At 53.8% G+C, this 26852-nt stretch carries 26 protein-coding genes and 1 other RNA gene; 12 read left to right on the top strand and 15 right to left on the bottom strand.

The window, feature by feature from the left end; genetic code table 11:
* Window positions 1-88 precede the first annotated feature (88 nt).
* The 7 genes from BC440_RS00410 (at window position 89) to BC440_RS00440 (ending at window position 6977) form a co-directional block, all read left to right on the top strand.
* Entirely contained in the window at window positions 89-1114 is a 1026-nt protein-coding gene (locus BC440_RS00410; RefSeq protein WP_007088248.1) for a DctP family TRAP transporter solute-binding subunit, read from the top strand.
* Between the two features lie 139 nt (window positions 1115-1253).
* Entirely contained in the window at window positions 1254-1739 is a 486-nt protein-coding gene (locus BC440_RS00415; RefSeq protein ID WP_037989435.1) for a TRAP transporter small permease, read from the top strand.
* Window positions 1736-3004 (top strand): TRAP transporter large permease, encoded by a 1269-nt coding sequence (locus tag BC440_RS00420; protein WP_065701884.1) that lies wholly within the window; start codon window positions 1736-1738, stop codon window positions 3002-3004. The genes BC440_RS00415 and BC440_RS00420 overlap by 4 nt, the downstream gene beginning before the upstream one ends.
* Window positions 3005-3015: 11 nt before the next feature.
* The gene (locus BC440_RS00425; protein ID WP_071239336.1) at window positions 3016-3864 is read left to right on the top strand and encodes a shikimate dehydrogenase; all 849 of its coding nucleotides are present in this window, start codon (window positions 3016-3018) and stop codon (window positions 3862-3864) included.
* Window positions 3865-3875: 11 nt separating this feature from the next.
* Window positions 3876-4529: a GntR family transcriptional regulator gene (locus tag BC440_RS00430; RefSeq protein ID WP_071239338.1), complete on the top strand. Its 654-nt coding sequence runs from the start codon at window positions 3876-3878 to the stop codon at window positions 4527-4529.
* Window positions 4530-4615: 86 nt separating this feature from the next.
* Window positions 4616-6499 carry a sugar phosphate isomerase/epimerase and 4-hydroxyphenylpyruvate domain-containing protein gene (locus BC440_RS00435; RefSeq protein ID WP_071239339.1) on the top strand — a complete coding sequence of 628 codons (1884 nt, stop codon included), beginning with the start codon at window positions 4616-4618 and terminating at the stop codon, window positions 6497-6499.
* A gap of 28 nt (window positions 6500-6527) precedes the next feature.
* Window positions 6528-6977, top strand: coding sequence for a type II 3-dehydroquinate dehydratase (locus tag BC440_RS00440; protein WP_071239341.1), 450 nt, complete (start codon window positions 6528-6530; stop codon window positions 6975-6977).
* A 1141-nt stretch (window positions 6978-8118) separates the two neighbouring features.
* On the opposite strand, the gene recR is transcribed toward BC440_RS00440, so the two are convergent.
* From recR to ffs, 4 genes are all read right to left on the bottom strand, one after another.
* Entirely contained in the window at window positions 8119-8712 is a 594-nt protein-coding gene (gene recR, locus BC440_RS00445) for a recombination mediator RecR (protein ID WP_071239383.1), read from the bottom strand.
* Between the two features lie 127 nt (window positions 8713-8839).
* Window positions 8840-9163: a YbaB/EbfC family nucleoid-associated protein gene (locus BC440_RS00450; protein WP_007091823.1), complete on the bottom strand. Its 324-nt coding sequence runs from the start codon at window positions 9161-9163 to the stop codon at window positions 8840-8842.
* On the bottom strand, window positions 9160-11061 hold the full coding sequence (locus BC440_RS00455) for a DNA polymerase III subunit gamma/tau (protein WP_071239344.1): 1902 nt from the start codon (window positions 11059-11061) through the stop codon (window positions 9160-9162). The genes BC440_RS00450 and BC440_RS00455 overlap by 4 nt, the downstream gene beginning before the upstream one ends.
* A 155-nt stretch (window positions 11062-11216) precedes the next feature.
* An RNA gene (gene ffs, locus BC440_RS00460) (signal recognition particle sRNA small type) lies at window positions 11217-11311 on the bottom strand.
* 197 nt (window positions 11312-11508) lie between these two features.
* Between ffs and nudC the strand changes: the two genes are divergently transcribed.
* A complete protein-coding gene (nudC, locus tag BC440_RS00465) occupies window positions 11509-12435 on the top strand; it encodes an NAD(+) diphosphatase (RefSeq protein WP_071239346.1) in 927 nt (308 codons plus the stop codon).
* An 85-nt stretch (window positions 12436-12520) separates the two neighbouring features.
* Entirely contained in the window at window positions 12521-13315 is a 795-nt protein-coding gene (locus BC440_RS00470) for a transporter substrate-binding domain-containing protein (protein ID WP_175484447.1), read from the top strand.
* Between the two features lie 20 nt (window positions 13316-13335).
* On the opposite strand, the gene BC440_RS00475 is transcribed toward BC440_RS00470, so the two are convergent.
* From BC440_RS00475 to BC440_RS00485, 3 genes are all read right to left on the bottom strand, one after another.
* The gene (locus BC440_RS00475) at window positions 13336-13716 is read right to left on the bottom strand and encodes a DUF1636 domain-containing protein (protein WP_065701888.1); all 381 of its coding nucleotides are present in this window, start codon (window positions 13714-13716) and stop codon (window positions 13336-13338) included.
* 70 nt (window positions 13717-13786) lie between these two features.
* Window positions 13787-14374 carry a DUF1801 domain-containing protein gene (locus tag BC440_RS00480; protein ID WP_071239348.1) on the bottom strand — a complete coding sequence of 196 codons (588 nt, stop codon included), beginning with the start codon at window positions 14372-14374 and terminating at the stop codon, window positions 13787-13789.
* 43 nt (window positions 14375-14417) lie between these two features.
* Window positions 14418-15299, bottom strand: coding sequence for a LysR family transcriptional regulator (locus tag BC440_RS00485; protein ID WP_071239349.1), 882 nt, complete (start codon window positions 15297-15299; stop codon window positions 14418-14420).
* Between the two features lie 141 nt (window positions 15300-15440).
* Between BC440_RS00485 and BC440_RS00490 the strand changes: the two genes are divergently transcribed.
* Window positions 15441-16049 (top strand): glutathione S-transferase family protein, encoded by a 609-nt coding sequence (locus tag BC440_RS00490; protein ID WP_071239350.1) that lies wholly within the window; start codon window positions 15441-15443, stop codon window positions 16047-16049.
* Between the two features lie 135 nt (window positions 16050-16184).
* Here the strand turns inward: BC440_RS00490 and BC440_RS00495 are convergent, their stop codons facing one another.
* A complete protein-coding gene (locus BC440_RS00495) occupies window positions 16185-16853 on the bottom strand; it encodes a glutathione S-transferase family protein (protein ID WP_071239351.1) in 669 nt (222 codons plus the stop codon).
* A gap of 170 nt (window positions 16854-17023) precedes the next feature.
* Between BC440_RS00495 and BC440_RS00500 the strand changes: the two genes are divergently transcribed.
* Window positions 17024-17725: a TetR/AcrR family transcriptional regulator gene (locus BC440_RS00500; RefSeq protein ID WP_071239352.1), complete on the top strand. Its 702-nt coding sequence runs from the start codon at window positions 17024-17026 to the stop codon at window positions 17723-17725.
* Between the two features lie 7 nt (window positions 17726-17732).
* Here the strand turns inward: BC440_RS00500 and BC440_RS00505 are convergent, their stop codons facing one another.
* From BC440_RS00505 to BC440_RS00520, 4 genes are all read right to left on the bottom strand, one after another.
* On the bottom strand, window positions 17733-18818 hold the full coding sequence (locus BC440_RS00505; RefSeq protein WP_247643505.1) for a 2OG-Fe(II) oxygenase: 1086 nt from the start codon (window positions 18816-18818) through the stop codon (window positions 17733-17735).
* A 41-nt stretch (window positions 18819-18859) separates the two neighbouring features.
* On the bottom strand, window positions 18860-20005 hold the full coding sequence (gene dapE, locus BC440_RS00510; RefSeq protein ID WP_071239354.1) for a succinyl-diaminopimelate desuccinylase: 1146 nt from the start codon (window positions 20003-20005) through the stop codon (window positions 18860-18862).
* Window positions 20006-20148: 143 nt separating this feature from the next.
* Window positions 20149-20994 carry a 2,3,4,5-tetrahydropyridine-2,6-dicarboxylate N-succinyltransferase gene (gene dapD / locus BC440_RS00515; RefSeq protein ID WP_007091836.1) on the bottom strand — a complete coding sequence of 282 codons (846 nt, stop codon included), beginning with the start codon at window positions 20992-20994 and terminating at the stop codon, window positions 20149-20151.
* Window positions 20995-21185: 191 nt separating this feature from the next.
* Window positions 21186-21884, bottom strand: a complete 699-nt coding sequence (locus BC440_RS00520; protein WP_063093248.1) for a pyrimidine 5'-nucleotidase — start codon at window positions 21882-21884, stop codon at window positions 21186-21188.
* A 427-nt stretch (window positions 21885-22311) separates the two neighbouring features.
* Between BC440_RS00520 and BC440_RS00525 the strand changes: the two genes are divergently transcribed.
* Window positions 22312-23997 carry an EAL domain-containing protein gene (locus BC440_RS00525; RefSeq protein WP_071239355.1) on the top strand — a complete coding sequence of 562 codons (1686 nt, stop codon included), beginning with the start codon at window positions 22312-22314 and terminating at the stop codon, window positions 23995-23997.
* Between the two features lie 50 nt (window positions 23998-24047).
* Here the strand turns inward: BC440_RS00525 and BC440_RS00530 are convergent, their stop codons facing one another.
* The 3 genes from BC440_RS00530 to BC440_RS00540 all read right to left on the bottom strand — a co-directional run bounded on the left by BC440_RS00530 (window position 24048) and on the right by BC440_RS00540 (window position 26804).
* Complete coding sequence (locus BC440_RS00530; RefSeq protein WP_139192055.1) at window positions 24048-24428, bottom strand: hypothetical protein; 381 nt, start codon at window positions 24426-24428, stop codon at window positions 24048-24050.
* Between the two features lie 121 nt (window positions 24429-24549).
* Window positions 24550-26175, bottom strand: coding sequence for a phosphoenolpyruvate carboxykinase (locus BC440_RS00535; RefSeq protein WP_071239357.1), 1626 nt, complete (start codon window positions 26173-26175; stop codon window positions 24550-24552).
* Window positions 26176-26384: 209 nt separating this feature from the next.
* Window positions 26385-26804 (bottom strand): DUF2470 domain-containing protein, encoded by a 420-nt coding sequence (locus tag BC440_RS00540; protein ID WP_071239358.1) that lies wholly within the window; start codon window positions 26802-26804, stop codon window positions 26385-26387.
* Window positions 26805-26852 lie beyond the last annotated feature (48 nt).

Below are 26852 nucleotides of genomic sequence, written 5' to 3' on the forward strand. Positions count from 1 at the left end.
TAAAGTCTCCCTATTCCGATAAGGGCCGATGCAGAACACCATGAATAATATCGGGCCAGCGGGATTGTTTTCATTCGGGAGGAAAAAAATGAAATTCGTTTCCAAAAGCACGCTGCTGGGCGCTGTTTCGCTTGCTGCTGCTTCTTTCGCCGTACCTGCCCAGGCTGCGGACATCACTTTGAATTTTGCCCATGTTGATCCGGCTGAATGGACGACCTCGAAGAAGGGTGCCGCAACACAGGTCTTTAAAAACATTGTCGAAGCTGAATCAGGTGGCCGCATCGAAGTTCAGCTTTTCCCGGCCGGTTCGCTTGGCGGGGAAACCGACCTGCTGCAGAATACCCAGGATGGCACGCTTGCCATGTCGATGATTTCCGGTCCGTTCTCGAAAGTCTGCCCCGAAGCTTCTGTTCTCGACATCCCTTATATGTTCCCGAATGCGAATGTCGCATGGAAGGTTCTGGATGGCGATTTCGGAAAACAGCTTGCGGAGCATTGCCTTGAAAAAACCGGTCTGCGCACCTTGGCCTATGGCGAAACCGGTTTCCGCAACTTCACCAATTCCAAGCGCGCAATTGCCGAGCCGAAAGACATGGAAGGTCTTAAAATCCGTGTCATGACGGTTCCGCTGTTCGTCGAAATGGTCAAGGCACTTGGGGGTGATCCCACCCCGATCCCGTGGCCCGAAGTGCCGACGGCACTGACAACTGGTACGGTCGATGGTCAGGAAAACCCGATCAGCGTGATCTATGCCAACAAGTTCTACGAAATGCAGAAATACCTGACGCTTGACCGTCACGTATATGGAACCGACTTCATCCTGATCAATGAAAGCGTTTATCAGGGCCTGACCGAAGGCGATCAGGCGCTTCTGCGGCGCGCGGCGGGGATTGCATCGAATGTTGGTCGTGCGGTCCAGCAGTTCAACTCGGCCGAAGGTGTCGCGAAACTTGCTGCCGAAGGGATGGAAGTCACAACCCCGACAGCGGAACAACTGAAAGCGTTCCGTGATGTGGCCCAGCCAGCAGTTATCAATTGGCTGTCGGGCGAGATCGGTTCTGAATGGATCGAAAAACTGCAATCTGCTGTCGGTGAGGCTGAAGCCTCTATGTAACCGGCATTGGCAGGCCGGGTGCTCAGACCTCCTTTGAGCCCGGCCTGCCCTTTTTGTTCAGTGATCATCGCATCCGCGACAGGCACCAACAATTGTCGCGGTCATGTTGTCGGCTTCCCGTGTTCATCCAGAGGAACTTATGCAACGCGCAGAAAATGCTTTCAGGCATCTGCTTGCCGGGCTTTCGGGATTTAGCATCCTTGTCGTCTTTGGCGTCGTCTTTGCTGGCAGTGTCAGCCGCTACCTGTTTTCCGCGCCTCTGCAATGGAGCGAGGAAGTCGCGAAATATGCGATGATCTATGGCACCATGTTCGGAATGGCCTTTGCCTATCTGCAAGGTACACAGATTACGTTTAGCATATTCATTGATGCCGTTCCTGCCCCGATCCGCCGCAAGCTTGCGCTGGGTGTCGATGTCGCAACGCTGATACTGGGGGGCATTCTGGTCCATGCCGGTTTGATCTTTGCCGCCAAGCGCGGTGGGATTATGGCATCGGGCATCGGAATTCCGATGTATTGGGCGCAAATCGCCATGACGGTTGGCGGGGTCTGCCTTGTCATTGCGGCACTGTTTCGTCTCATTGCTTTCTTCACCCGCAAATCTTCAGGGGGTGAGGAATCATGATCACGGGGCTTGGCCTTTTTGTTCTGCTTGCCATTGGCGCGCCGGTGGCTTTTGCGATTGCGCTGGCGATTGCGATCTATATTGGTGGTGCGACATTCAGCATCGATCTTCTGCCCCAACGCATTTTTGCGGGGCTTGACAGCTTCACCATCCTTGCCATTCCGCTTTTTGTTCTGGCCGGGGAATTAATGAATGCCAGTGGAATCACGTCGCGGGTCATCAATCTTGCCAATGCGCTTGTTGGCCATGCCAAAGCCGGTCTGGCCCAGGTCAATATCTGGTCTTCGGTGATTTTTGCGGGTCTTTCGGGGTCGGCGGTGGCCGATACATCGGCAATCGGGCGTATCTTCATCCCGTCGATGGAAAAAGAAGGTTATCCGCGCGATTTTGCCGCGGCTCTGACGGCGGCATCATCCGTAATCGGTCCGATTATTCCGCCCAGTATTCCTGTGATTATCTATGCGCTGATTACCAGCAATGTGTCGGTTCCGGCGCTGTTTCTGGCCGGGATTGTTCCGGGCATCCTGCTTGCGATTGCGTTGTCGGTTTATGTCCGCATCTTTGCGGCCAATTATGCCACACCGCGTGGCCGGATGAATATGCGCCAAAAGATGCGCGCCCTTTGGGATGGATTGATCCCGCTTTTCATGCCGGTCTTCGTGATCGGATCAATCCTGGCGGGGATCGTGACCCCGACCGAGGCCGCAAGCTTTGCCGTTTTTTATGCACTGGTTGTCGGACTGTTTGTGTTTCGCGAACTCAAACCATCAGACCTGCCGGGTATTTTTGCCAACTCAATGCGTGATTCTTCAAGCATCCTGATCATTATGGGCACGGTCGCCGCGGCGAACTGGTTCATGACCTTTGCCGGGATTCCGCAGGCGGTCAGTTCGTTTGTGCTAGGCTATGTAGATAGCCCGACAATGTTCCTGATCCTGATCAACATCATGTTGCTTGGTGTCGGTCTGGTGCTTGAAGGCATTGCCGCAATGCTGGTTCTGGTGCCGATCCTGCATCCGATTGCGATCAGCCTTGGTATTGATCCGACCCATTTCGGCATTGTCGTGATCTTCAACCTGATGATCGGGCTGATCACACCACCAATGGGGCTTTGCCTGTTTGTTGCGGATGCCATCGCCAATGTTGGTATGGCCCGGATGATCAAATCGATCATGCCGTTGTTCCTGGTTGAATTGGCGGTTTTGATCCTGATCACTTTTGTGCCGCAACTTGTCACTTTCATGCCCAACCTGTTCGGATTTTAGGATTTCGCCCCATGTTGAAACTCGGTCTTATCGGTAAAGGCATATCACGCAGCCAATCGGCCAGACTGCATGTCTTGCTTGGCCGGATGTGCGGAATTGATGTGACCTATGACTATCTCGACAGTGAAAAGATCGCCGATTTCGATCTGATCGGGCAACTTGCAACCTGTGCCAAGGCTGGTTATGCCGGGGTGAATGTTACCCATCCCTACAAAACCGAGGCCCGCAAGCTGATCCAGCGTCGCAAACGTCTGCCCGAAGCCCTTGGTGCGGTGAACACGGTGGTGTTCCGCGAAGATGGCTGGCGCGGGGACAATACCGACTATGTCGGGTTCATGCGCGGTTATCGCGGGCAGTTTGGTGATCAGGCACCGGGTACGGTTTTGCAGATGGGGGCGGGCGGCGTCGGCCTTGCCACGGCATTCGGGTTGCACGGGCTTGGTGCGGAACGCATCCTTATCCATGATAAGGATGCCGATCGCGGCCATACGCTGGTTGCGACCCTGAAGGCGGGCGGGGCCAACGTTGCCTTTGTTACCGAACCTGAACTTTCCGATGCGATCCGCAGTGCGGACGGCTTGATCAATTGCACCCCGGTCGGAATGAACCAGTATCCGGGCAGTCCGATTGATGCTGCCTTGCTGGGCGGACAGAAATGGGCGTTTGACGCGGTTTATACACCGGTTGAAACCGCGTTCCTTCATTCCGCGCAAAAGGCGGGGCTTTCTGTCATGACCGGCTTTGAACTGTTCTTTTTTCAGGGTATTGAAGCATTCGAGGTTTTCAGTGGCACGCAGATCGACGGGGATGCGGCCCGGGTCGAATATTTCAATGCCTATCCCGAGGCATTGACGGGGTAAGGGGAAAGTCCATGAGCAGCAGCACAGTTGCCGAGACCGTTTATAACGAAATCCGCGATGACATCCTGTATGGCGAACTCCAGCCGGGTGTGAAGCTGAAGCTTGATGCGTTGCGGGATCGTTATAATGCCGGGGTCAACACGCTCCGCGAGGTGCTGAACCGTCTTGTCGCGTCGGGATTTGTTTTTGTCGAAGGCCAGAAAGGCTTTCGGGTTGTCGAAACATCGCCCTCGAATTTCAAGGAACTGACCGCAATGCGGTTGCTGCTTGAAACCAACGGGCTTGCGAAATCAATTGATGCCGGGGATGTCGAATGGGAAGGCCGTGTTGCTGCCGCCCATCACAAACTTTCCGCCATCGAAAAACGCATGCTGACCGAAGAAAGCCGAGAACTGACAGTACGCTGGAGCCAGTATGACCGCGAATTTCATCAGGCGCTGATCTCTGCCTGTGGGTCGGATCTGCATTTGCGGATGCATCGTGAAATCTTTGACCAGTTCCGCCGTTACGTGGTGATCGAACTGAAAACGCACGGTTTCCGTGCCGAGGAGATAATTGATGAACATCGAGGCATCTGTGATCTGGCACTGGCACGCGACAAAACTGCCGCACTGGCAAAACTGACCGATCACATTGAAACATATCGGCGCCGTTCGCAGGACTGATCGAACCGATCCTGCCGGGCAACGTGCCCGGAAGTCCTTCCGCGCGACGGTGCCGATGCGCCACACGACCATCCCGGAGGGATAAAATGCTGACTTCCATCGCGACCGTATCGCTATCAGGCGATCTTCAGGAAAAACTTGATGCCATTGCCGCTGCTGGTTTTGACGGTGTCGAGATTTTTGAAAATGATCTTCTGACCTTTGATGGCTCCCCCGAAGATGTTGGCAAGACCATCCGTGACCTTGGTCTGAAGCTGGTAACCTTCCAGCCCTTCCGTGATTTTGAAGGCATGCCCGAACCCCAACGGGCCCGGGCCTTTGAACGTGCCGAACGCAAGTTCGACCTGATGGAAGAACTGGGTACCGATCTTTTGATGGTTTGCTCGAACGTCTCGCCACATTCACTTGGCGGGCTTGATCGTGCGGCAAAAGATCTGGCCGAACTTGGCGACCGCGCGGCAAAACGTGGGCTTCGCATTGCGTTCGAAGCCCTGTCCTGGGGCAAACATATCAGCGACTATCGCGATAGCTGGGAAGTTGTGCGGCGCGCCAATCACCCCAATGTTGGTCTGGTACTTGATACCTTCCACATCATGGCGCGCAAGGTGCCCCTTGATGCGATTGCATCGATCCCCGGCGACAGGATCTTTCTTGTGCAGGTCGCCGATGCGCCGATCCTTGAAATGGACCCGTTGTCATGGAGCCGCCATTTCAGGTGCTTTCCGGGGCAGGGCGATTTTCCCCTTGATGAATTCATGCGCAATCTGGCCCGGACCGGGTATGACGGGCCGCTATCACTTGAAATTTTCAATGACCAGTTCCGCTCAAGCTCGACCAAAAACGTTGCCAAGGATGGCTTGCGTTCCCTGATTTATCTGGGGGATGGCATTGAGGGTGTAAAAGTCGGGGAAAAGGCGGTTGCCCTGCCGCCAAAGGCGCATGCCCGCAATGTCGAGTTTGTTGAATTCGCGGTCGAAGAAGAAAACGCCGAAAAGCTTGCGGCCCTGTTTACCGGGCTTGGATTTGAAAAACGCGGCAGCCATAAATCCAAGGCCGTCACATGGTGGAAGCAGGGCAATATCAATCTTGTGATCAATTGCGACAAGGATGGTTTCGCGCATTCCTATAACATCGTGCATGGCCCGTCGGTTTGCGCGGTGGGGCTTAAGGTCGATGATGCAAACGCATCGCTTAAACGCGCGCAATCCCTTTTGGCATCACCCTTTGTCCAGTCCGTTGGCCCGGGCGAAATCGAAATGCCCGCCATCCGCGGTGTGGGCGGCAGTCTGGTCTATTTTCTTGATGATCAAAGCGAACTGGCGCGCATCTGGGATGTCGAATTCGAAGCATCGAAAACTGCCGACAAACCGGCAAATGACGCCAGCCTGAAGGCAGTCGATCATGTGTCCTATTCGATGCAGTACGAGGAAATGCTGACCTGGGTGCTGTATTTCACCTCGATCTTCGATCTTGGTAAAATGCCAACGGTCGATGTGCCCGATCCCGGCGGGCTTGTGCAAAGTCAGGTGGTTCAGGGTGAGGATGGCGGGGTGCGGCTGATCCTGAACGGATCGCAAAGCCCCCATACCCAGCATTCACAATTCCTAAGCGAATTCTTTGGAAGCGGCGTGCAACATATCGCACTTTCAAGTGGCGATATTTTTGCCAGTGCCGATTTTTGCCGGAAAAATGGTGTTGAATTTCTGCCAATCCCGGAAAATTACTATGATGACATCGAGGCGCGCTTTGGACTTGATCCCGATCTTCTGGATCGACTGAAGGCTGCCAACATCCTTTATGATCGTGATGATGACGGCGAGTATTTTCAGGTCTATACCAAGACCTTCGCCAACCGGTTCTTCTTTGAACTGGTCGAACGTCGCGATTATCGCGGGTTTGGTGCGGCCAATGCACCGATCCGCCTTGCTTCGCAAACCCGTATGAACCGACGCAGTCAGACGTCGAAATAAGCAAACCATTTCAGGGGATCAGGAAACCATGAGCGTTTCGGAAATTCTTGTCATTAACGGCCCGAACCTTAACCTTCTGGGGCAGCGGCAGCCGGAAATATACGGTTATGACACTTTGGCAAGTATCGCGGATAAATGCGCGTCCCTTGCCGAAACGCTGGGGGTTTCCGTCCGGTTTGAACAGTCAAACCACGAAGGCAGCATTGTCGATTTCATCCATGATGCACGGCAAAAATCGGCGGCGATCATCATCAATGCCGGGGCCTATACCCATACATCGGCCGCCATTCATGACGCGCTTAAAACATTCGATGGCTATATCATCGAACTGCATATTTCCAACCCGCATGCCCGTGAAGAATTCCGCCACCACAGCTGGATCAGCCCGGCTGCCAATGCCGTGATGGCAGGTGCCGGTGCCTATGGTTATGAACTGGCAACGCGTCTTGCCGCGGAAAAGATTGCGCAGACCAAATAGGATGATGGTGCCCCGGTCCGAAACAACAAAGGCAGCATCGAATGCTGCCTCGGACTGCTGAACAGCTCACAGATAACATTCCTTCAAGACACAATTCCCGTAAAGCCTGCCCCCGTGAAAGCGGGGGCGGCAATCTCGTCTCCTGCAACAGGGTATGGATTCCGGGTCTGCGCTCTGCTCCGCCCGGAATGACGGTTTTGATCCATCGCCAAACCAATCGCGCCAGCCAAGCCCACAAGCCGCCATCGATGACCGACCTTTCGGTACGTCCGAACGCACCATCGGCCCCGCCACCAATCCAATCCAGCCCGCCGCTCCGGGCAAACCGGCCCAATCCCGCCAAGCCAAGTCGTTGCCCCCGGCATCGCCAAACGTCACCGAACGGACGGACCCCGCCCCGGACCCTGCTGCTCCAAACACCCGCTGCTCCCGGTTTACATCGCAAACGCACCTCACCCCAAGGGCAACGGCGTTGTCGCACGTCAGGCACTCGTCCCACCATCGATGATCGGTCTTTTGGCCTCTCCGAACGATCCATCGGTTCGATGGCAATCGATCCCGCCAGCAATCCCGGCTCCCCGGCCGCCGATCCCGTGCCGATCCAATCCGGGCGCAATTCGGGCCTGCTGATTCTCGTCATTGTCACGCTTCACCGACCGGACTGAACGGACCGGGCTAACTTCGCCCCGGCTCTCGCTGCCCCGAACAAACGCCCTTGCCCTAAGGACACATTTCTCCCGTCATGATAAACACCCGTTTTTCGCAAATTTCGCGTGGCCTTACGGCAAGAACACACCACCGCCGTAATGGCTTTTCCATGCGCCATTGACGTCCCTTTGGCGACGCCGCCGCCGCCTTTTCATCCCGTCAGATCGCTGCCCTGTCATCGTCTCATTCCTGTTTTGCCGCCCGAAACGCAAAAACCCGCAAAAGCGGATCACGCCTTGCGGGTTTTGTCTCCGGACCCATTTGTCCTGTTGACTTCATCTTTATGACATAACGAAAAGAACAAATCAAGAACTTTTTTCAAAAAAAACGGAAAAAGTTCTCGGCCGATGCTCTGCGTGACCAAAAAGATATATTTATCAATATCCTAGGCAGAATTGAATGCTGCCCTTCTGTTTTCAGGAACGGTTCGCGATCAAACTGCGCTGCGTGATCGAAGGGCTGCGGCCAGCGTGCCGTCATCAAGGTAATCAAGTTCGCCGCCAACCGGGACGCCGTGCGCCAGGCGTGTAACCTTGACCCCGGTTTCGATCAGGCGTTCGGTAATGTAATGTGCGGTGGTCTGGCCATCAACGGTCGCGTTGGTCGCAAGGATTACTTCGGTCACGGCTTCGTCGCGTGCCCGTTCGATCAACTGGTCGATACGCAGATCATCCGGCCCAACCCCGTCAAGCGGCGACAATGTCCCGCCCAGAACGTGATATTGCCCCTTGAACGCCCCGGCGCGTTCAAGTGCCCAAAGGTCCTGAACTTCCTCGACCACGCAAATCGCATCGTGGGTGCGATTGCGATCAGCACAAATATGGCACGGATCGACAACATCAATATTGCCGCAAATGCCGCAATTGGTCATGGCATTCGCGGTTTCTTCCAGTGCGTGGGACAACGGGATCATCAGGGTTTCGGGCTTTTTGAGCATCTGCAAAACCGCACGCCGTGCTGACCGCGGGCCAAGCCCCGGTAGGCGTGACAGAAGCTTGATCAGATTTTCGATTTCCCGTCCGTTCATGATGGTCCCGTCTTGCGGTTGATCTTTTGATTGGTGTCTCTGGTAGCTTGTATCAAAAACAAAGGGCGGCGCAATGCCACCCTTTGATTTATGCGGCATGACCGCAATTTGATATCGGTTTTGCCGATCAGAACGGAAGTTTGAAACCTTCCGGCAGGTTCAGTCCACCGGTGACATCCTTCATCTTGTCCTGAACAGCGGCTTCGACCTTGACCTTGGCATCGTTATAGGCCGCGACGATCAGGTCTTCGAGGACTTCGGTATCCTCGGGATCGACAATGCTTTTGTCGAGTTTCAGGCCGCGCATCTCGCCCTTGCCGTTCAGCATGACCTTGACCATGCCCGCCCCGGACTGGCCTTCGATTTCAAGTGCCACAAGTCCTTCCTGCATTTCCTGCATTTTGGACTGCATTTGCTGGGCCTGTTTCAGCATCCCTGCAAGGTTCTTCATAGCTCGTCGTCTCCTTCGAGATAAAACGCATCATCGTAAACGGAACCGCTGTCATCCTGCTCGCCCTCGGTTTCTTCCTGTCCCGGTGGCAGATGGACGGCAACGATTTTTGCCTTGGGTAATCCGTCAAGGATCGCCTTGACCAGCGGATCAAGTGATGCATCCGCCTTGCGCTGTTCAAGGTCCTCGAGTTCCTGTTCCTTAAGCGTCGGCGCACCTTCTTCGCGTTCCGAAACGCTGACCATCCAGCGATGACCGGTCAGATTGTTCAGGGTCTTGATCAACTGGCTTGCCAAATCCGCACGCGCGCCGAGCGCCGGACGGAATTCAATGCGACCCGGTTCATATTTCACCAGATGCATATAATTTTTAAGCTGGATCGCAAGTGCGGTTGTTTCCCGCTCTTTCGATAGCAATTCGGCGACTTCGGCAAAGGTTTCGGGCAGCTTGGCATAAACCTGCTGCGGGGCCTGTTCTGGCTCACCCAGCGGATCGGGACGCGCATGGGCAACTGCCGCAGCACCGCCATTAACCACCTGCATGCGCGGCCCTGGTCCGCCGCCACCATTGCCGCCACCGCCGCCTTGCGGGGCATTGCCGGATTTATTCAGATCATTGCGCAGTTTCTTGATCAGATCTCCGGGTGGCGGCATTTCCGCGGCATAAGCCAGCCGGATCAGGATCATCTCGGCAGCCTGGATCGGGCTTGGTGCAATGCGTGTTTCTTCCAGCCCTTTAAGCAGCATCTGCCACGCACGGGTTAATTGTGGCATGGCAAGCTTGGCGGCAATTTCCTTGCCGCGGTCACGTTCGATCTGCGACACGCCGGGATCATTTGCCGCCTCGGGCGACAGCTTCACCCGTGTCAGCCAATGGGTCAGATCAAGCATATCCTGCAACATCACCGCCGGATCACCGCCCAGTGCATATTGCGCCCCCAGCAATTCCAGCGCTTCGTTGATTGCGCCCTTCATGGTCTGATCAAACAGATCAAAAATCCGCGACCGGTCTGACAGGCCCAGCATATCGCGGACCTGCTGGGTGGTGACTTTGCCCGCACCATGCGAAATCGCCTGATCCAGAAGGCTCATACCGTCACGAACCGATCCGTCAGCAGCACGCGCGATCAGGGCCAGCGCCTCGTCCTCGATATCGGCATGTTCAAGGGTTGCGATGCGTTTGTAATGGGCGGCCAGTTCATCGGTCTGAACCCGGCGCAAATCAAAACGCTGGCAACGCGACAGAACGGTGATCGGAATTTTGCGGATTTCGGTGGTCGCAAAGATGAATTTCACATGCTCTGGCGGTTCTTCCAGCGTTTTCAAAAGCGCGTTGAACGCACTTTTCGACAGCATGTGCACTTCGTCGATGATGTAAATCTTGTAGCGCGCCGATGTCGGGCGATAACGGACGCCTTCGATCAGTTCGCGAATATCGTCAACACCCGTGCGTGACGCGGCATCCATTTCCAGAACGTCGACATGACGGTCTTCGGCAATCGCGCGGCAATGCTCGCAAACACCGCATGGCTCGATGGTGGCATTGCCTTTGCCATCCGGTCCGATGCAGTTCAGCGCGCGCGCAATGATGCGGGCGGTTGTGGTTTTACCGATCCCGCGCACCCCGGTCAGAACAAAGGCATGCGCCAGTCGGCCACTTTCAAGCGCATTCGACAGCGTCTTGACCATCGGCCCGTGGCCGATCAGCTCGTCAAAGGTTTTCGGGCGATATTTGCGGGCAAGAACCTGATATTCGCTTTTGGGCGCCTCTTCGGCCTTTGGCGCAGTCACAGATGCAGGTGCCGCCGCGGCGGGTTCCTGCTCCATATCAAGCTCTGGCGCCTCAGCCTCGGGCGTTTCTGGTGCTGACGTTTCGGCGTTGTCGATCTGATCCGTCATTCATCCGGTCCGGCATGTTTCAATGTGCTTTGGTTTTAGCAGCTTCGCCCCCGCATGGGAAAGACCAAGTGGGAAATTTCCCGCACAAAATTCCATAGCAGGCATGATGCTGCAAAGCATGGCGGAAACAGGTGATTTTTGGGGGGATATAAAGGGTGAGAGACTGAACCGCGACCCGGAAAAACTCGTTACGGCTGCTACCTTCCGGTCCTGACCGGGTTGGCGAGCGGTCCGTCCACGGCCAGCCTCTCGCCCCCTATATCGCGCAAGGAACCATAAAACGCAAGGCCCGGCTTTGATTTTTTGATAAATCGCATGATCGTGGCTTTGACGGCGGGTTTGGTCGCGCTAATGTCGGTACCCGTCACCTGAATATGCTGACCCACCATATTGAATTACGGGACTCGATCCCGTCTCTGGTGGACCCAACCAAGGAATTGCCCCGAAATGGACAGGCTGTTTTACGAAGCAACAGATCTGGATCGCGATGCCCAGTTGCGCACCCGGGAAAACTGGCGCGAGTTGTTGCTGGCCGAGAAAAACGTCAAAATCCTGATCTGTCATGGTGGTGATCCGCTTTTTGCCTGGCCTGAAGATATGAACGAGCATGAATTGGTCGTTGTGGGCGGCCCGGCCTTGCCGCATCTTGATCTCGAAATCGAACGGGCAAACTGGATCTATATCGGTCGACAGGGCGGCGAAGCGGTCATTGCCATTGATATCGAACCGGTTATTTCCGACCGTGATGATGCCATTCGTCGGCTTGGGGGCGGTTTTGGCGATATGCGAAGCCGCATGGCAGCCCTTTCGGAAGACGAAGCCGCCTTGGCTGCCCAGGCCCGTGCCATTTTCAACTGGCACCACAAGCACCGTTTTTGTGGTGTTTGTGGTCACCCCAACCATGTGATGGAAGCCGGTTACCGTTTGCAATGCAGTAATCCGGCATGTGGCACACCGCATTTCCCGCGGACTGATCCTGCGGTCATCATGCTGATCCATCACAATGATCATGTGTTGCTGGCGCGCTCACCACAGTTTCTTCCAGGGACCGTTTCCGTGCTTGCCGGGTTTGTCGAGCCGGGCGAAACCCTTGAACAGGCCGTTGCGCGCGAAGTGTTCGAAGAAGTCGGGATACGCATCAAACGTGCGCGTTATATTGCATCTCAACCATGGCCTTTCCCCGGTTCATTGATGCTGGGTTTCGTCGCCGAGGCAGAAACGACCGACATCGTCATTGATGAAAAGGAAATTGAATTTGCGATGTGGGTGCATCGCGACGATGTTGCCGGGCTTCCCGAAAAGGGCATCAACCTTCCCCGTCCGATTTCTATTGCACGTTACCTTCTGGAAAATTGGCGCGAAGGCCGCATATAGAAGGGATCAGCGTCATATCCTGATGCAAAATCCGGGGCCGACGCGCATTGGCGATCTAAAGTGTGCGAAAAGGGAGAGGCTTCTGATGCAGGGGATATCTCGTTGGTTTTGTCATATGTCGAGCGTATTGGTTTGTTGGGTAGTTGCCACAGTAGCCAATGCTGACACCAAGAACGCGATACCTGTTAAGGTTGGCGCCTATGAATATGGCGTCGTCTATTTTTTTGAAAATGATAAACCTTCAGGTTTCACCCCGGAATTGATTGCAGACCTCAATGCCATCCAATCGAAATACTTTTTCGAGTTGGTCGAAACATCGTCACGTCGTCGCTACAACGATCTTGCGATGGGGGGCTTCGATCTCATTTTGATGGAAAGTCCCGACTGGGATTGGAGAGATCAGGATGTTCTGTTTTCTGATCCCATTGTTGTCGAATATGATTTATTCATTGCCCGCAAGGAGGACGTTCCGGGGCCAGGTTGGTTCGACGATATAACCCGACATGAGCTTCTTTGCGTACTGGGGTTCCACTATAAATTTGCCTCTTTCAACGCCAATCCTGAGTATTTGCAAGATCATTTCGGTGTTTTGTTCCACTATGACGAACAACAATTGTTCGACCATTTGTTGGACGGAGAAGGTGACGTTGGCATTGTTTCGGCAGGATTTCTGGCAAGAGCCTATGCAAAAAATCCGGAACTGAGTCAGAGAGTATTTATTGGACCAAGCCCTGATTTCAGCTACGAGCTGGTTGCGGTTCTTTCAAAACAGTCGGCGATATCGCTGGCTGAGTTCAATGATTTAATCCGGATAGTGAAAAGGGAAGGAAATATCGCGCAGGAATGGCGCGATATGCACGGAAATTTGCCAACAGGTTAAGCTTTTGGCCTCAATTGCCGTCAGTCTAGTGGCGGGATTCGGGCAATCACATTGCGACGCAGACTTTCAGGGCGTTCACGCCACGGCACAATGCCGTCATCGGTTTCCGCGTATTTTGTGGCAAGTTCCTGCAGATCAGCGATCATGTTTTCCGGATCAATATTTCCGTAAACATAACCCCATTTTCCCTTGCCATTCAGCGCAACCGAACAGCCCGACTTGCAATTGGTCAGGCATTCAACTGCCCTGATTTCAAACGGTATGTCCAGCGTCGCCCCGTTTTCGACCATTTTATCAAACAGTATCCGACCGTGACGTGGCTCCGTTGCCCCTTCGGTCGAGGATGCGGTGCAGGTCGTGCAGATATTCAGGCGGGCTTTTGGGGACATGGTATCCGTCATGATTATGGTGTTTGCGGGGGCGCATAAAACCAGCTTGCCGGTTATCGGGTCAAGCAATCATCTGGTGGTTCTATCGACCCTGAAGACCTTTGCCCACAAGAATTCCGGCAACAGATTTTTCAATTCGGGATCTGCGTGTGGCCGATTGTTTGGCACCAGAAAAATAAAGATTGTATCCCCGCTGCCGACCCGGCGTCAGGGCCTTGAACGCTTTTTCAAGATCAGGATTTTTTGCAAATTCATCCAAAAGTTCAGCCGGAAGCTCAAGATTTTCCTTTTCGCTGAAATCAATCTTCAGGCCGGATTTTTCGACTTCGATGGCCGCTTTGATATAGGCCTTCAGAGCATTTTCTTTTGCTCTGATTTCTTCAGCCGACGTAAAATGAATGCGGCGCATTGCCTTCGAATTTTCACCCGGTTTCGCAAGAACACCCTCAGGGTCCTCCATCAACGCGCCCTTGAAAAATCCAAGCGCGCAATCATCTTTCATCCCGTAAATCATAAGGATATTTTTGCCCTCCGACGTGTAGCAAAGATTACCCCACTTCACGTCTTCGGTCAGGCCCGATTCAAGAATGATCGTTCGCAGGGCCTTGCGTTCTTCGTGCCATTTTTCCTGTGCCAGAAAGGCCTCAATCTTTGATGTCAGACTGTTCATTTTGTTGAATCTCCGGTGGATGCGTCTCCCAGTCGGAATAAAATCAGCTTGCTGCGCGTTTGGTCAAGCTGTCATCAACCACATGGTCGCTTACAAAATTCTGTATTGTTGCGGCAAGCTGGCGATCCACTAGCGGATGGGACGTATCTGACATCATCAGGGCTACACCGACTGCGGGTAATGGTGGGAAACCGTCGCGACTTTCAAGAATCTGAAACTCATCGGTGACGCTTGCCGCTGCAAGGGCGGCGACACCCAAACCGTCACGCACCAGATGCAAAAGCGATGCGGCCTGTCGTGTGGTCGCAAGCAAGGTATATGGCCGGTCTGCCTTGGAAATCGCATCAATTGCCCATGCATGGAATTTGCAATCCTCCGCAGGCAGAACAAGCGATAATGGGTTTGCCAGATGTTGTCGGTGGATGGGGGATGAAACCCAGACACCGGGCTCATGACGCAAGAAATATCCTTCTTCACCCTGTTCCGACCGGCTGATGACGGATATATCAAGTTCTCCTTGGTCGAGCATCCGGCGCAGCAATATCGTCGGGTTGACGGAAATGAAGAATTTGGCATCGGGATGGACCTTGCGTATTGCACGCAGCACCACCGGCAGGATTTTCTGAGTGTAATCATCCGGGCATCCGATCCGGATCGGACGGCTGCTATCATGACCGCGCATCTTTCCCATGGCTTCGTCCTGCAACGACAGCATTCGCCTTGCATAACCGACAAAGGTGATGCCGTCCGCTGTCAGCAAAACATTGCGGCCCTCCCGTTCAAACAGCTTGTTTCCGACAAGATCTTCCAGCCGTTTCATCTGCATGGAAAATGCCGATGGAGTGCGGCCGATCCGATCCGCAGCACGGTTGAAACTGCCACATTCGGCAAAGGCGACAAAGCTTCGGAGCAGATCGGAATCCATGTGACTTCCTTTGATCAGTAAAAAAGATCAATAAAATTGAACAGTCAGGTCAAAACTATTCGATTGTTTGATCCTGGGCCAGAACCAATTATCTCCCTCGGCCGGCCAATACGAAACCGTATGTGCCAAAGGAATACCGGAATGATACTTCACGATTTTTTACCGTCGGGAAACGGCTACAAGATTCGGTTGCTGCTGACCCTGCTTGGCAAATCATTTGATCTGGTCGAACATGACATCACCAAGGGTGAAACCCGCACGCCCGAATTTCTGTCGCGCATCAATACCAATGGCAAAATCCCTGCGCTGGAATTTGACAATGGCCGGGTTCTGGTCGAAAGCAATGCGATCCTGATCCACCTTGCCGAAGGAACACCTTATTTGCCGACCGATGCGTGGGAACGCACCGAGGTCATGCAATGGCTGTTCTTTGAACAATATGATCATGAACCAACGATTGCTGTTTTGCGCTCATGGGTCGGTGTCAAGGGCATGCCTGAACATGCCGATATTCTGGTGCCGATGAAGCGGGCTGGTGCGAAAAAGGCGCTGGATCTGATGGAAAAGCGGTTGTCGGGGCATAACTGGCTGGTCGGGGACGCACTGTCGATCGCAGACATATCCCTGTATGCCTATACTCATGTCGCTGAAGAAGGCGATATCGACCTTTCGGTATATCCAGGCATCCGTGCGTGGCTTGATCGTGTTGCGGCCTTGCCGGGCTATATTCCGATCACGTGGAAGCCCTGATTTTCCGGGGATAAAAAAGCAACCGCCCCGACGCCGGAAAACATATTGGGGGAATCCGGAATGGGGCGGCTGCAACACCAAATGCGCGATCCAGTTAGCGCAAAGGGGTAAGGAAAAGGAAGGTGCGGGGGGCCTCTATGCCGTCCGCAAAATACGGTCCGGTAACAGCGGGTCGGTCACAGCCGCAGAATGGCGTGCCTGAAAATTTTTGAACGCCGTATCCAGATTTGGTACTTCTGCCAGAATTTCCGGTCCCCCGGGCATTGCTTTGAGATAGTGGATCATGGGCATGATCAGCATATCTGGAATGGTGAAACGCTGGCCGAATAACCAGCCATCATCATAATGCGGATCAAGAATTTTAAGGTCATGAGCAATAAGATCGCCCATGCGCTTCATTCGGACCGCAAAACCCGGGTCATTGCGCTGTTCTGTATCGGCAAAAACCATCGGGATGACAAATTGCCGCAGGATTTGTGTATCCAGCCGCGTCGTGGCGACACTGATCCATTGTTCCATGCGCGCCACTTTGTCCTTTCGCACCGGACGCAATAGCGGTCCGTCAAACGCATCATCAATGTAACGGCAGATCGCACTGGTTTCGTACAGAACCAGATTGTCATGAACCAGAACCGGCACCTTGCCGAACGGATTGAATTGCAGCAATTCCGGTGTCGGCTCTGCGCCTGGGGATTGAATGCCTTTGGTGCGGAACTCGAACGAAATCTGTTTCTCGATACAGGCAATCCGTACCGTGCGCGAGAGACTGCTGCGCGGCATGCCGTAGATGATCACCTTGGACATCGCAAAATCCTTTGCATCTATAGTGGCGTGTCGTTGCGGTTGCGCGGCTCTGAATCAGCGCCCCGCTGCGCGAGAGTTGCCAACAGGATTACGCACGACATAATATGTTCAAGAACATATTATAAAAATGTGCGAGCCTTGTTTCCCGTCACCTCAATCGGAGCCAGATCATGCCTTACAGTCCGGATCACAAACCAAAGACGCGGCTGAAAATAATCCGATCAGCAGCCAAGCTTTTCAAAACGGTCGGCTATGAAAATGTGACGATCGATCAGGTGATGGCCAATGCGGGACTGACGCGCGGCGGGTTTTACGCGCATTTCAAAAACAAGGAAGACCTGTTTGTCGCCACTGTAGATAGCGGTATTAACCTTTTGTCAGAACCGATCCTGTCGCGTTTGCGCAAAGCAGAAAAATTCGGCCTTGATTGGACCACGGCCTTTGCTGATCTATATCTGTCGAACCAGCACCTCAATCATCCTGGCAAGGGATGTGCGTTGCCGACGCTTTCAACCGAAGTTGCCCGGTCGGGCGAGCGGGCGCAAAAAGCCTTTTCCAAGGTGATCCGCGGGGCGTGTGGCAGGCTTGCCGGAAAACTCGCACTCGAAGAACGCGGTATAGCCCCGATGACCCGCGAAGAAGCCGATGAATGGTTTGAAAACCCGCCACTTGATGAAATCAGCAAGGAACACCGCATCAATGCAACCGCGATGCTGTCGATGATGGTTGGTGCGATGGTGCTTGGCCGGGCTGTCGATGACGAAACGGCCGAACTGATCCTGAACTCCGTGCGAAAATCCGTGCCGCGTCTCAAGTCACTACAAGAAAGCGTGGACAATACTGCGCGCCAATCCGCTGAAAGCCCTATCTAACGATCGATCAGCGTTTCATCGCAAGTGCTGCAACCTGGCCTTTGCGTTGTGCAATCATTTTCTGTTCTGCAATCGCACCGGCTTCATCGGTTAGGAAGGTAAATATCCCGAATCGGCGTCCCTTGGTCACCGGCATTGCTTCATGCAACAGTGAACAGGAAAATACGACGGCACCCCCGGCAGGCGGCGCGTAAAGGCCGCGACCATACTCGGGAAAACGAACCTGCCCGCCTTCGTAAGTTATCGGGTTCAGGTTCAGCGACACTGCAAATCGACGATGTGCGGTAAATGCGGTGCGATTGTCCCGGTGGCGACCGAAATGTCCCTTGTCAGCGGCGTCATAACACCCGATCCTTAGGGCTTCCATGCTTGCAGTTCTGAACTGGAATGCCTTGAACAGTTCCGGGATAACCCGCCCCACAAGTCGGCTTTTGACTTTCTCAAACAGCACTTCATCCAGAAGGACAACGTCATTGCGCTTTTTGATGTCGGATTTCGCCGTGCTGCTGTTTTCCGTCCCCTTGGATACACCATCCGCACGCTTTTCACCGGCTTCCCAATAGGAAATCAGTTCCTGACACAATTCCGGTTCCAGAATGTCATGCAGCAACATGACCGGTGCCTGGCGATTGATCACGTCTGATTTGCTTCCGGCGTGGATTGCCTTGCAGACGTCAATGCCGTTATCAACATCCGCAAACGATGCGTTGAACACCAGCCGATGATTTGGATCGATCAGAAGCATTGAGGGGCCAGTAACGCCAAACAGCTTTTTGACCGCGTTTTCCGCGTCATAAAGCTCGGTTGCCTTGGCGTTTGACTTTGCTGCCTTCCTGGGGCTTTTAGTGCCGCCGATGATCAGAAAAGTCAGGGTCTCGCAACCCGCGACCTGATCGAGAAACCGATCAATTTCCTGCCATGTTTCCTTGGTCGGTTTTTCATCCAGCAACCAAAGCGCAAGTGTGTTTCCCGCGATCAGTTGATCTGTCAGGTCGACCGTTTGTCCGGCGGTATCGGGCAGGACGATTTTCGGGACAATGTCACCTTTGGCAATCCGAGTTGAACTGGTTGCAGCCTTTGGTGTTTCTGCCATTTCCCTGATCCCCCGATCCATTTAAATCTATCCGGCCTTTATCAGACTTTCGCAAAGTACCCCGAAAGAATATCGGCGTAAATCACGACCAGTTTTTCGATATCATTGATCATCGCATGCTCATCGACCTTGTGCATGCTTTGCCCGACAAGGCCAAATTCCGCGACTTCGCAATATTTGTGGATGAAGCGCGCATCCGAAGTGCCACCTGTTGTGCTCATATCCGGTCGGTGGCCGGTGACTTTTTCCGAGGCATCGGAAATAAGGGCTGCCAGTCTGCCCGGCTCGGATACAAAGGCTTCGCCGGAAATCTTGACTTTAAGATCATGGGGACCGGCATGTGCAGCACAGGTTTCACGGATCCATTTTTCCAGATCGACGCCCTGATGCAGGTCATTGAAACGGATATTAAATGCAGCACTGACCTTTGACGGAACCACGTTGGTCGCCGGATTCCCGGCATCGATGGTGGTAACTTCCAGATTGCTTGGCTGGAAATGCGGGGTGCCCTGATCGAGTTCATGCGTGGTCAGTGCATTGAGGACCTTTAACATGCGCGGTACCGGGTTATCTGCCAGGTGTGGATAGGCAACATGGCCTTGAGCGCCATAGATCGTCAGCCAGCCGGTGATGGAACCGCGGCGACCGACTTTCATCATCTCGCCGAGATATGTCGGATTGGTCGGCTCGCCAAGAAGGCAGACATCAAGTTTCTCGCCATGCTTGCCACACCAGTCCAGCAGCTTGATCGTGCCGTTCACCGCATCGGCTTCTTCATCACCGGTAATCAGGAAGCTGATGCTTTCGTCAAAATCGGGATGGGTCGCCAGAAAGGCGTCAACGGATTCAACGAAACAGGCAATGTTGGTTTTCATATCAACCGCGCCGCGCCCGAACAGACGGCCATCCTTGATTTCGCCACCAAATGGATCAACCGTCCAGGCCGCGACATCGCCCGCCGGAACCACATCAGTATGCCCGGCAAAACAAAAATTGCGCCCTTTGGTTCCCAGCCGCGCATAAAGGTTGTCTATGCTGTCCCAGCCGTCTTCGTGAAACACTTTCCGTTTGCAGTCAAAACCGCGTGCTTCAAGGGCTGTCTGCAAGACATCAAGCGCACCGGCATCCGCAGGGGTAACGGACGGGCAGCGGATCAGGGATTGGGCAAGATCAAGGGCGGCGGACATTTGATATTCTCTTGGCTTCTTGATGAATGAGTAGGATTAAAAATCCATCATGGATGTTTCAAGTGAAACATTTGATGTGCAAAGGGGCGAAACGGCATTCCGCTTCGCCCCTTATAGATCATTAGAAAATCCGGTGATAGAAATCAGTCACGCAGCAATTCGTTGATCGAGGTTTTCGAACGGGTTTTTTCATCAACACGTTTGATGATGACCGCGCAATACAGGCTCGGCCCTGGTTTGCCATCGGGCAATGGCTTGCCCGGAATGCTGCCCGGAACCACAACCGAGTATGCCGGAACGCGGCCGACAAAGGTCTCGCCAGTGGTGCGGTCGATGATCTTGGTTGAAGCGCCGATAAATACACCCATCGAAATCACGGCACCTTCTTCGACGATAACACCTTCGACGATTTCCGAACGCGCCCCGATAAAGGCGTTGTCTTCGATGATGACCGGACCGGCCTGAAGGGGTTCAAGCACGCCACCGATACCGGCACCACCGGAAAGATGAACGTTTTTGCCGATCTGTGCGCAGGAACCGACAGTTGCCCAGGTATCGACCATCACGCCGGTATCGACATAGGCACCAAGATTCACAAAGCTCGGCATCAGAACGGTGCCCGGTGCGACATAGGCCGAACGGCGCACGATGCTGCCCGGTACGGCCCGGAAGCCAGCATTTTTGAATTCAGCTTCACCCCAACCTTCAAATTTTGACGGGACCTTGTCCCACCAGTTGGTGTTTTCGCCGGGGCCGCCGGAAATGGTGGTCATGTCATTGAGACGGAAGGACAGAAGAACCGCCTTCTTGGCCCACTGATTGACAATCCACTTGCCGTCTGTCTTTTCGGCAACACGCAGTTTGCCGCTATCAAGTGCGGCAAGCGTTTGGTCGACGGCCTTGCGGATTTCACCCTGGGTGGCGGAGCCGATTTCGTCGCGGTTTTCCCATGCGACGTTGATCACGCCTTCAAGTTCTGTTCTGTCCATTTTCAGAAGTCCTTGCGGTCAGCCTTAATTTCATGTCGGGCGGAGAATGGTCAAAGCCTGCTGTGAAGTCAACTCCGCCAGTTTACGTAGTTCCGGCTTTTGGGTTCCCTGATTCTGACCCGCGCAAGAATTACCCGATCACGGCACCAAGCTCAATCTTGGAACCATGACAAATTTGCCCGAACCCGGTTTTAGGCCGGACCCTTGCCCAGTTCGCGTAAGAAATGCACCAGATTGTTGGTTTCGTGGTCGATCCTGGGATCGTCGCGGCCAACCTGCGCCCATTCCTCGTCAGTATGGACCCATACGGTCGTCATGCCCATGTCCTTTGCCGGAAGCAGATTTTTGGCCATGTCTTCAAAATAGATCGCGCGCGTTGGATCAATTGCATCGCGCGCAAGCAATCGGTCATAGGGCTGGCGTTCGGGTTTGGGGATATAGTCGGCGTCGACGATGTCAAAGATGGTTTCGAAATGGCTGGCAATGCCAAGGCGATCCATCACCCGTTCGGCATGCCCGCGCGACGCGTTTGTGAAGATCACCTTGCGGCATGGCAGCGCATCCAAAGCAGCCGCCAGTTCCGGCGCAGGATCCATCACGGACAGATCAATATTGTGAACCTTGTTAAGGTAATCCGCCGGATCAATGTCATGTTCGGTCATCAGACCGCGCAGCGTCGTGCCATAGCGGTGAAAATAGCTTTTCTGGATCACATAGGCCTCGTCCGCCGGAATCCGTAATGTATCACGCACATATTGCCCGATTAGATTCGAGACCTGCGAAAACAGGTCGCATGCCGAGGGATAGAGCGTGTTGTCGAGATCAAAGATCAGGACATTGTCCGGCGCAATACGCGGAATGACAGCAGTGGCAGAAACGATCGAGGGCATGTTGAAGCATTCCGGTTATGGGCGATGGCGGCACAAAGCTACGCGGCGTTCACGACATTCTTTATTATGGGATTACATCCGGTTTGCAAAGGTGCCGACGGTGATTTCATGGCCCAGCATTGTAGGCATGCGGTTTTTGCAACAATTTCAGGCTCGAATAATTCGGGGTAGGGGTTTAAAAAGCGCAGCCTGAACAAAGATATAGTCAATCTGTGTTTGGAACCGGGCGGTGCCAGGGGAATGTTCCGAATTTCGGCGCGTTACGCACCCGGAAATGTATTCGCGAAGTTCGAAATCTGTCGGTGCTGTAAAGGCGTTATTAAGGGTGCCATGCAGATGATAGGCGAATTCGTCTTTGCGGATGATGTGACTTCCTGAATTGGGGGCAGGAAGGCGCAAGGATTTCGAGGCAGCGCAAGAGGACCCTTTGGAAAAGCTTCTCAAAAGTCGAACGACGGCACTTCGGAACGAACGGAATCGTTTCGCTGCACTTGCGTTTGTGTGGGGGGATCTTCTGCTTGAACTGGATGACGATCTGAGGATCGTGTTCGCATCCGGGGCGGCAGATGGCATGATGGGCCGGTCCGCAGCCGACCTTGAAGGACATAGTCTGCAATCGGTTCTGGCCTCGCAATTCCGGCCGCTGGTTCAGGAAATGCTGTATGTGGCGCGCCGTCGTGGCCGTATGGACAATATCCAGGTGCGGTTTATTCGCCCGGATGAGCAGTTAAGCGCCCCGGTTTCCATGAGTGGTTATTTCCTGCCCGATCTTGGCGATCATTTCTTTGTTGCCCTGCGCGTTGCGATCAATACGCTACCCCATGATGTGGCGCGATCAATCAGGCGCGATGAGGCAACCGGACTGATGGACGAGGAAAGTCTGTCCCGGGTGGTGACCGAACGCCTGATGGCGCAACGCGAAACCGGTGCAGAACACAAATTCACCCTGATGACATTGAATGCCTTTGATCCGCTTTGCAAACGCATGGAGCAGATCGAACGGGATGAAATGCTATCCAGTATCGGTGCATTTCTAAGGGCGCATTCCGTTGCCGGGGATACTGCGGGCCGCCTGAATGGCAATCAGTTCGGTATGTTGCACCGGCCCGATGTGCCAGTTGGCGAACTTGAAGATCGGATTGCCGATTGTGCGCGGGACGCCGATCCGGAAGGCAAGGGGGTGGAGATTTCCACGTCTGTTACCGACTTTACGGCCGAAATGATCCCGCCCGGCGATCTTGCTCGCGGGGTGCTTTATTCTATCCGCCGGTTCTGCGACCGGCAGGAGCACGGATTTACATTTTCGCGCCTGATAGGCCAGACCCCCAATCTGGTGAATGATACCTTTTCGGCAATGCGCGATTTCGGCATGCGGGTTGACCGTCTGAAATTCGATGCGGTTTATCAGCCGATCGTGCGGTTGCCATCTGCGGAAATCCATCATTTCGAGGTCTTGGCGCGCTTTTATGATGACGATGGTAATCTTATTCCGACGGAACGACTGATCAGCTTTGCCGAACAGGTCAATATGATCCACAGGCTGGATCTGGCGATGATGCGCCGGACCCTCAAATGGATCCGTAACCAGCTGGACGAGGGCATCGATGCACGTGTGGCGGTCAACGTTTCGGGTCATAGCATCGAAAACCCGGATTTCTGCCGGTCTGTGATTGCACTGTTTGAACGCAATCGCGACACGATGGGGCAGTTGATGATCGAGATTACCGAAACGGCCGAGATTACGGATATCGATACCGCATCAACCTGGATTTCACGGTTCCGCGATTTTGGTGTTGAAATCTGTCTGGATGATTTCGGTACAGGAGCATCGAATTTCCGATATCTCAGTGCGTTGGATGTTGATTATGTCAAAATAGACGGGGAATCGATCCGACAGTCATTGAAGGCAACCAAAGGCCGTGCATTCCTGAAATCGCTGGTCGATCTTTGTCATGAACTGAAGGTCGAGGTCGTGGCCGAAATGATCGAAACCGAAACCATGCGCGAAATGGTCACCAAGGTCGGTTTTGACTATGCCCAAGGATATCTTTTCGGTAAGCCCGAAAAGGACATTACGCTTTACTGGCGCAATATTAATGATCCCAAACGGTAGTAAGTTCAGTATCCGTTAGTCACCGTAAAGGTCGCCATTCTGAGCCTGTGTCAAAACCCCGTTAGATTGTTAGCGGGGTTTTGCATAAGCGAGAGTGTTTTCATTTTGCCGGGAAGAGCGAGAGCCTTTCGATGATGTTTTTGACCCCCAGAATGTTGATTTAATTCGTTCTGGTACGATGTCGCCTGTGTCACCGCGTGATGGGCAATTAGTCCGTGGGGGTCATCTACCGCCGACTGAAAATTGTAGTCGACAACCACTTGCGTCTGCCCCATCTCTTCCATCAAAAGCACCGATTGGGTCAAATCGGCTTTCTGCGCACGCAGCTTTGCCAGTGTTGCACGCAGATCGCTCTGGCAATGCAAACAACAGAAAGCGTGCATCAAAAAGCCAGCGGATGATCGACCGCTGGCTTCAGGAAAAAACGTCAACGTATTTTAGGACGGCACAGCTCGGGCAGTTCCGTCGGTTGAAACGAGAATCAATTTTCTGTTTTCAGCAAAAAGGCCGATGCATGCACCGGCCTTTCTTAAATAACGGGTGTCAGTCGCCTTACTCGGCGGCTTTGACTTCGGCGTTGCTGCGGATTGCAGCATCGCGAACGTCGGCAGCGACATGTTCTTCGAACTTCGCGAAGTTCTTTTCGAACAGGCTGGTCAGGTTCGCGGCGGCTTTGTCATAGGCAGTCTTGTCTGACCAGCTTTCACGCGGGTTAAGGACTTCGGCGGGGATGTCACCACACGCGGTCGGGTATGCCAGACCGAAATACGGGTCGGTCGCGAAGTCGGCATTTTCGAGTTCGCCATTGAGCGCCGCGTTCAGAAGGCCGCGGGTATAGGCGATTTTCATGCGCGAACCGACACCATACGCACCACCGGACCAGCCGGTATTGACCAGCCAGCAATTTGCCTGATGTTTTTCCATCAGTTCGCCAAGCAGCTTGGCATAAACCGACGGATGACGCGGCATGAACGGTGCGCCAAAGCAGGCGGAAAACGCCGCGGTCGGTTCCTTGACGCCTTTTTCGGTGCCAGCAACTTTTGCGGTGTAACCCGACAGGAAGTGGTACATCGCCTGTGCCGAGGTCAGCTTGGCGATCGGCGGCAGAACGCCAAACGCATCGCAGGTGAGCATGATGATGTTTTTCGGGTGACCACCACGACCGTTTTCCGATGCATTCGGGATGAATTCGATCGGATAGCTTGAGCGGGTATTTTCGGTGTGACGGGCATCGTCGAGGTCAAGCTCGCGCGATTGTTTATTCATCACAACGTTTTCCAGAACCGTCCCGAAGGTTTGGGTTGTGGCATAGATTTCCGGTTCTGCCTCTTTGGAAAGCTTGATCACCTTGGCGTAGCAGCCGCCTTCGAAGTTGAAGACGCCATCTTCGCCCCAGCCATGTTCATCGTCACCGATAAGCGTGCGTGATGCGTCGGCCGACAGGGTGGTTTTGCCGGTACCCGACAGACCAAAGAAGATCGCGGTGTCGCCGTCCTTGCCCATATTGGCCGAGCAATGCATCGGCATGACGCCTTTGGCCGGAAGAATATGGTTAAGAACAGAGAAGATCGATTTCTTCATTTCGCCGGCATACCAGGTGCCGCCGATGATCACCATTTTGCGTTCGAACGAAACGACGACGAATACTTCGGAACGGGTGCCGTCGACTTCCGGATCAGCCTGCAGGCCAGGAGCGTGCAGAACGGTGAATTCCGGTGCGAAGTCGCGAAGTTCTTCTTTCTGCGGCTGAATGAACATGTTGCGCGCAAAAAGATTGTGCCATGCATTTTCGTTGATCACGCGAACCGGCAGGCGGAAACGCGGATTCGAACCGGCATAGCAGTCCTGAACGAACAGTTCGGTGCCCTGGAAGTAAGCGCGCACTTTTTGATACAGGCGCTCGAACACTTCCGGGCTGACCGGGCGGTTAACGTCGCCCCAGTCGATGTCATTCTTGGTGCCTGCCTCTTCGACGATAAAGCGATCCAGAGGGGAACGTCCGGTATGCTCGCCTGTCAGCGCAACAAATGCGCCACCCTTGGCAATTTTACCTTCCTGACGACGGATTGCATGTTCGTAGAGGCCGGCAGCGTCCAAATTCCAGTGAACGGCGCCAAGATTCTTGAGGCCATGGGTTTCAAGGCCTACACGGCTGACAACGGGTCCTGATTGCAGCACGGATCTCTCCTGGTGGGAATTGAGTCTGGGGTTAATAGTCAATTCTACACAATCGGTATGTGGGTTAACCGTTTGCGTCGCGACATATTGTTACAAAGGTGTCTCAAAAGCAACCTGTCCTTTGGCTCAATACCAAGGAAAACGTAGACGTTTTTGCGTTTGCGAAAAGTCACCTTTCGAAAGTGATAATTAAATCTTCGTTGCCAAATTCAGGACACCTGACCGCGCGATTTTTTACACATTTCGACCAGAATATCGCGCGCTTCGCCGGGGCTGCGGATTGTTTCGGTGAAGTTGACCCGCAAAGGTCGGGAATCGGCAGAATTGCATTCCAAATCCATTCCATCACAATCAATGGCGACCATTTTCCAACCGTCATTCTTATCCTGATCGGTGAAATATCCGACAATGTCGGCTATCGCATCGGCATGATCGGAATTCATGTGGAAAATGACTTCATCATGGCCATCAATATGCGCAGCAGGGACAACGATTGACGTCACCGGCCAGCCATCGCCGACCTGTTTGTGATCACAGGCGGTTGTAGCCATCACGGCATGTAAGGCACGTCTCGTCATGCGCCGGAGTTCTGCCGCTGCATTTCCGTTTTGCTGTGCAAGGCTCGACATGCATACGCCCCTTTGATGATCAGGGTTTTTATTTAGGATTGGTTGTTG

It is taken from the genome of Thalassospira sp. MIT1004 (genome assembly GCF_001858545.1).
Classification (GTDB): domain Bacteria; phylum Pseudomonadota; class Alphaproteobacteria; order Rhodospirillales; family Thalassospiraceae; genus Thalassospira; species Thalassospira xiamenensis.